At 40.5% G+C, this 4,501-nt stretch carries 4 protein-coding genes; all 4 read left to right on the top strand.

The annotated features are described in order from the left end of the window. Positions 1–120: 120 nt before the first annotated feature. The 4 genes from ADI58_RS04460 (at position 121) to ADI58_RS04440 (ending at position 4,366) form a co-directional block, all read left to right on the top strand. Entirely contained in the window at positions 121–810 is a 690-nt protein-coding gene (locus ADI58_RS04460; RefSeq protein ID WP_049521613.1) for a gamma-glutamyl-gamma-aminobutyrate hydrolase family protein, read from the top strand. 170 nt (positions 811–980) lie between these two features. Then, positions 981–2,330: a glucose-6-phosphate isomerase gene (locus ADI58_RS04450; protein WP_000018268.1), complete on the top strand. Its 1,350-nt coding sequence runs from the start codon at positions 981–983 to the stop codon at positions 2,328–2,330. A 127-nt stretch (positions 2,331–2,457) separates the two neighbouring features. Beyond that, complete coding sequence (gene gltX / locus ADI58_RS04445; RefSeq protein ID WP_000031054.1) at positions 2,458–3,918, top strand: glutamate--tRNA ligase; 1,461 nt, start codon at positions 2,458–2,460, stop codon at positions 3,916–3,918. Positions 3,919–3,931: 13 nt separating this feature from the next. Continuing rightward, on the top strand, positions 3,932–4,366 hold the full coding sequence (locus ADI58_RS04440) for a cytidine deaminase family protein (RefSeq protein ID WP_049521612.1): 435 nt from the start codon (positions 3,932–3,934) through the stop codon (positions 4,364–4,366). Positions 4,367–4,501 lie beyond the last annotated feature (135 nt).

Here is a 4,501-nt window from a genome sequence, read left to right as displayed (position 1 = left end):
AGCACTGCTTTGAGGTTGTAGATAGAACTGACGAAGTCAGTAACATATATACGGTAAGGCGACGCTGACGTGGTTTGAAGAGATTTTCGAAGAGTATTAACATTCGAAAGGAGAGACATCATGACTAGAACGGTTGTAGGAGTTGCTGCAAATCTATGTCCCGTAGACGCAGAAGGCAAAAACATTCATTCATCTGTATCTTGTAGATTTGCAGAGAGCATTCGTCAAGTCGGTGGTCTCCCTTTAGTTATTCCTGTCGGTGATGAGTCAGTTGTACGCGATTATGTGGAAATGATTGACAAGCTTATTTTGACAGGCGGTCAAAATGTCCATCCTCAGTTTTATGGAGAGAAAAAGACTATCGAGAGTGATGATTACAATCTAGTACGTGATGAGTTTGAACTGGCTCTCTTGAAAGAAGCGCTCTGTCAGAATAAACCAATTATGGCAATCTGTCGCGGTGTTCAACTTGTCAATGTTGCCTTTGGTGGAACCCTCAATCAAGAAATCGAAGGTCATTGGCAAGGCCTACCTTTTGGAACATCTCACTCTATTGAGACAGTGGAGGGAAGCGTGGTGGCTAAGCTATTTGGGAAAGAAAGTCAGGTCAACTCCGTCCATCGTCAAAGCATTAAAGATTTGGCACCTAATTTCCGTGTAACTGCTATTGATCCAAGAGACCAAACTATTGAAGCGATTGAGTCTATCGACGAGCACCGCATTATCGGTTTACAGTGGCATCCAGAGTTTCTGGTTAATGAAGAAGATGGTAATTTAGAATTATTTGAGTATTTATTGAATGAACTGTAACGACTGGAACATCTAGTCGTTCTTTCTTTTATTTTTTCAAAATTTTTGGAATGTGGCATTTTTACGCAAACGTTTGAATTCTGATAAAAATTGGAGAAATTCGACAAAAAAACTTGAAAAAAACGAAGGTAAGCGTTATGATAGAAAAGAAGAAATATTGGAGGAATAACATGTCACATATTAAATTTGATTATTCAAAAGTTTTAGACAAATTTGTTGCACCACATGAAGTGGAATACATGCAATCACAAGTAACAGCAGCAGATGAATTGATCCGTAAAGGAACTGGTGCTGGTAGCGACTTCTTGGGATGGTTGGATCTTCCTGAAAACTACGACCGTGAAGAATTTGACCGTATCTTGAAAGCTGCTGAGCAAATCAAATCAGACAGCGATGTTTTGGTTGTGATCGGTATCGGTGGATCTTACCTTGGTGCCAAAGCAGCAATCGACTTCTTGAACCACCACTTTGCTAACTTGCAAACAAAAGAAGAACGCAAGGCTCCACAAATCCTTTACGCAGGAAACTCAATCTCATCTACTTACCTTGCTGACTTGGTAGAATACGTAGCTGATAAAGACTTCTCAGTAAACGTGATTTCTAAATCAGGTACAACAACTGAACCAGCGATTGCTTTCCGTGTCTTCAAAGAACTCTTGGTTAAGAAATACGGTCAAGAAGAAGCAAACAAACGTATCTATGCAACAACTGACCGCCAAAAAGGTGCTGTTAAGGTTGAAGCAGACGCTAACGGTTGGGAAACATTTGTTGTTCCAGATGATATCGGTGGACGCTTCTCAGTATTGACAGCCGTTGGTTTGCTTCCAATTGCAGCATCAGGAGCTGATATCAAAGCCCTCATGGAAGGTGCGAACGCAGCTCGCAAAGACTACACTTCAGACAAAATCTCTGAAAACGAAGCTTACCAATACGCAGCAGTTCGTAACATCCTTTACCGTAAAGGCTATGCAACTGAAATCTTGGTAAACTATGAGCCATCACTTCAGTACTTCTCAGAATGGTGGAAACAATTGGCTGGTGAATCAGAAGGGAAAGACCAAAAAGGTATCTACCCAACTTCAGCCAACTTCTCAACTGACTTGCACTCACTTGGTCAATTTATCCAAGAAGGAACTCGTATCATGTTTGAAACAGTTGTCCGTGTTGACAAACCTCGTAAAAACGTGATTATCCCTAGCTTGGAAGAAGACCTTGATGGACTTGGTTACCTTCAAGGAAAAGACGTTGACTTTGTAAACAAAAAAGCGACTGATGGTGTTCTTCTTGCCCACACAGATGGTGATGTACCAAACATGTACGTGACTCTTCCAGAGCAAGACGCTTTCACTCTTGGTTACACAATCTACTTCTTCGAATTGGCTATTGCTCTTTCAGGTTACTTGAATGCTATCAACCCATTTGACCAACCAGGTGTTGAAGCTTACAAACGTAACATGTTTGCCCTTCTTGGAAAACCAGGATTTGAAGAATTGAGCAAAGAACTTAACGCACGTCTATAATAGAAGAAAAGAGTGGTTTGTCCACTCTTTTTACTCTCTTTATCCATAGAAATTGGACTCAGCCAAGACTTGTGATATAATATAGAGAGCAAAAAGGCAGACGCCTAGAGACTTTATAGGAGAAACTATGTCAAAAGATATCCGCGTACGTTACGCACCAAGTCCAACAGGACTACTACACATCGGGAATGCCCGTACAGCATTGTTCAACTACCTTTACGCACGTCATCATGGTGGAACTTTTATTATCCGTATTGAAGATACTGACCGTAAACGTCATGTCGAGGATGGGGAACGTTCACAGCTTGAAAACCTTCGTTGGTTAGGTATGGATTGGGATGAAAGCCCAGAAACACATGAAAATTACCGCCAGTCTGAGCGTTTGGACTTGTATCAAAAATACATCGACCAACTATTAGCTGAAGGAAAAGCCTACAAATCTTACGTTACAGAAGAAGAGTTGGCAGCTGAACGCGAACGCCAAGAAGCAGCTGGCGAAACACCACGCTACATCAATGAATACCTTGGTATGAGTGAAGAAGAAAAAGCAGCTTACATCGCAGAACGTGAAGCAGCAGGGATCATCCCAACGGTTCGTTTGGCGGTCAATGAGTCAGGTATCTACAAGTGGCATGATATGGTCAAAGGTGATATCGAATTTGAAGGTGGCAATATCGGTGGTGACTGGGTTATCCAAAAGAAAGACGGTTACCCAACTTACAACTTTGCTGTTGTTATCGATGACCACGATATGCAAATCTCTCACGTAATCCGTGGAGATGACCATATTGCTAATACACCAAAACAGCTCATGGTTTATGAAGCACTTGGTTGGGAAGCTCCAGAGTTCGGTCACATGACCTTGATTATCAACTCTGAGACTGGTAAGAAGTTATCTAAACGTGATACTAATACACTTCAATTTATCGAAGATTACCGAAAGAAAGGTTACCTTCCAGAAGCAGTCTTTAACTTTATCGCCCTTCTTGGTTGGAACCCAGGTGGCGAAGATGAGATTTTCTCTCGTGAAGAATTGATTAAACTTTTCGATGAAAATCGCCTCAGCAAGTCTCCAGCAGCCTTTGACCAGAAAAAACTAGACTGGATGAGCAATGATTATATCAAGAATGCAGACCTAGAAACTATCTTTGAAATGGCAAAACCATTCCTAGAAGAAGCAGGCCGTTTAACAGACAAGGCTGAAAAATTAGTTGAGCTCTATAAACCACAAATGAAATCAGTAGATGAGATTATCCCATTGACAGATCTCTTCTTCTCAGATTTCCCAGAATTGACCGAAGCAGAGCGCGAAGTCATGGCAGGTGAAACAGTCCCAACAGTTCTTGAAGCCTTCAAAGCAAAACTTGAAGCAATGACAGATGATGAATTTGTGACAGAAAATATCTTCCCACAAATTAAAGCAGTCCAAAAAGAAACAGGTATCAAAGGGAAAAATCTCTTCATGCCAATTCGTATTGCTGTTTCAGGTGAAATGCATGGTCCAGAGTTACCAGATACTATCTTCTTGTTAGGCCGTGAAAAATCAATCCAACATATCGAAAATATGTTAAAGGAAATCTCTAAGTAAGAAGGGTACAATAATGGACATCTGGGAAAAGATGTACGAAGAAGCACAGAAATTGTATAATCCACATGAAGTATCTGATTTTGTTTATGCTAATCATGTCGTTGCCGCTGTAGAAGCAGAAGATGGACAAATATTTACAGGTTTCTGTATGGAGGGAACCTGTGGTGTATTCCATCTCTGCGCAGAACGGGCGGCCCTCTTTAATATGTACCAATTTTCAGGACAAACTAAGGTTAAAAAAGTATTAGCCTTTCGAGACAAACCACCTTATGGTGGAAGTTCAGGAATGCCCTGTGGCGCATGCAGAGAGTTCCTCTTAGAGTTGAACGCTGAAAATAAAGATGCAGAATTCATGATGGACTACAATACAAGAAAGACAGTTAAAGTCGCAGAACTAATGCCCTATTGGTGGGGAGAAGAACGTGCTTCTAAGTTTAATGAACAATAGAAGAGTCAGTACAATTCTGGCTCTTTTTACTATAATTTGAAAAACTGTACTTGAAAAGAATTGAAAATTTGTAAAAAGTTGAAAAAAGTAGTTGACAAAAAATAAAAAGTCGGTATAATAGTAAGAGTTGAAAAT

This window comes from Streptococcus mitis, assembly GCF_001074635.1.
GTDB lineage: Bacteria > Bacillota > Bacilli > Lactobacillales > Streptococcaceae > Streptococcus > Streptococcus mitis_E.
The sequence above is the reverse complement of the archived record's forward strand: the minus strand, read 5'-3'. Positions and strand labels throughout refer to the sequence as shown.

Coding starts and splice junctions, on each gene's coding strand:
- ADI58_RS04460 (WP_049521613.1), top strand. CDS start 121: ATGACTAGAACGGTTGTAGGAGTTGCTGCAAATCTATGTCCCGTAGAC.
- ADI58_RS04450 (WP_000018268.1), top strand. CDS start 981: ATGTCACATATTAAATTTGATTATTCAAAAGTTTTAGACAAATTTGTT.
- gltX (WP_000031054.1), top strand. CDS start 2,458: ATGTCAAAAGATATCCGCGTACGTTACGCACCAAGTCCAACAGGACTA.
- ADI58_RS04440 (WP_049521612.1), top strand. CDS start 3,932: ATGGACATCTGGGAAAAGATGTACGAAGAAGCACAGAAATTGTATAAT.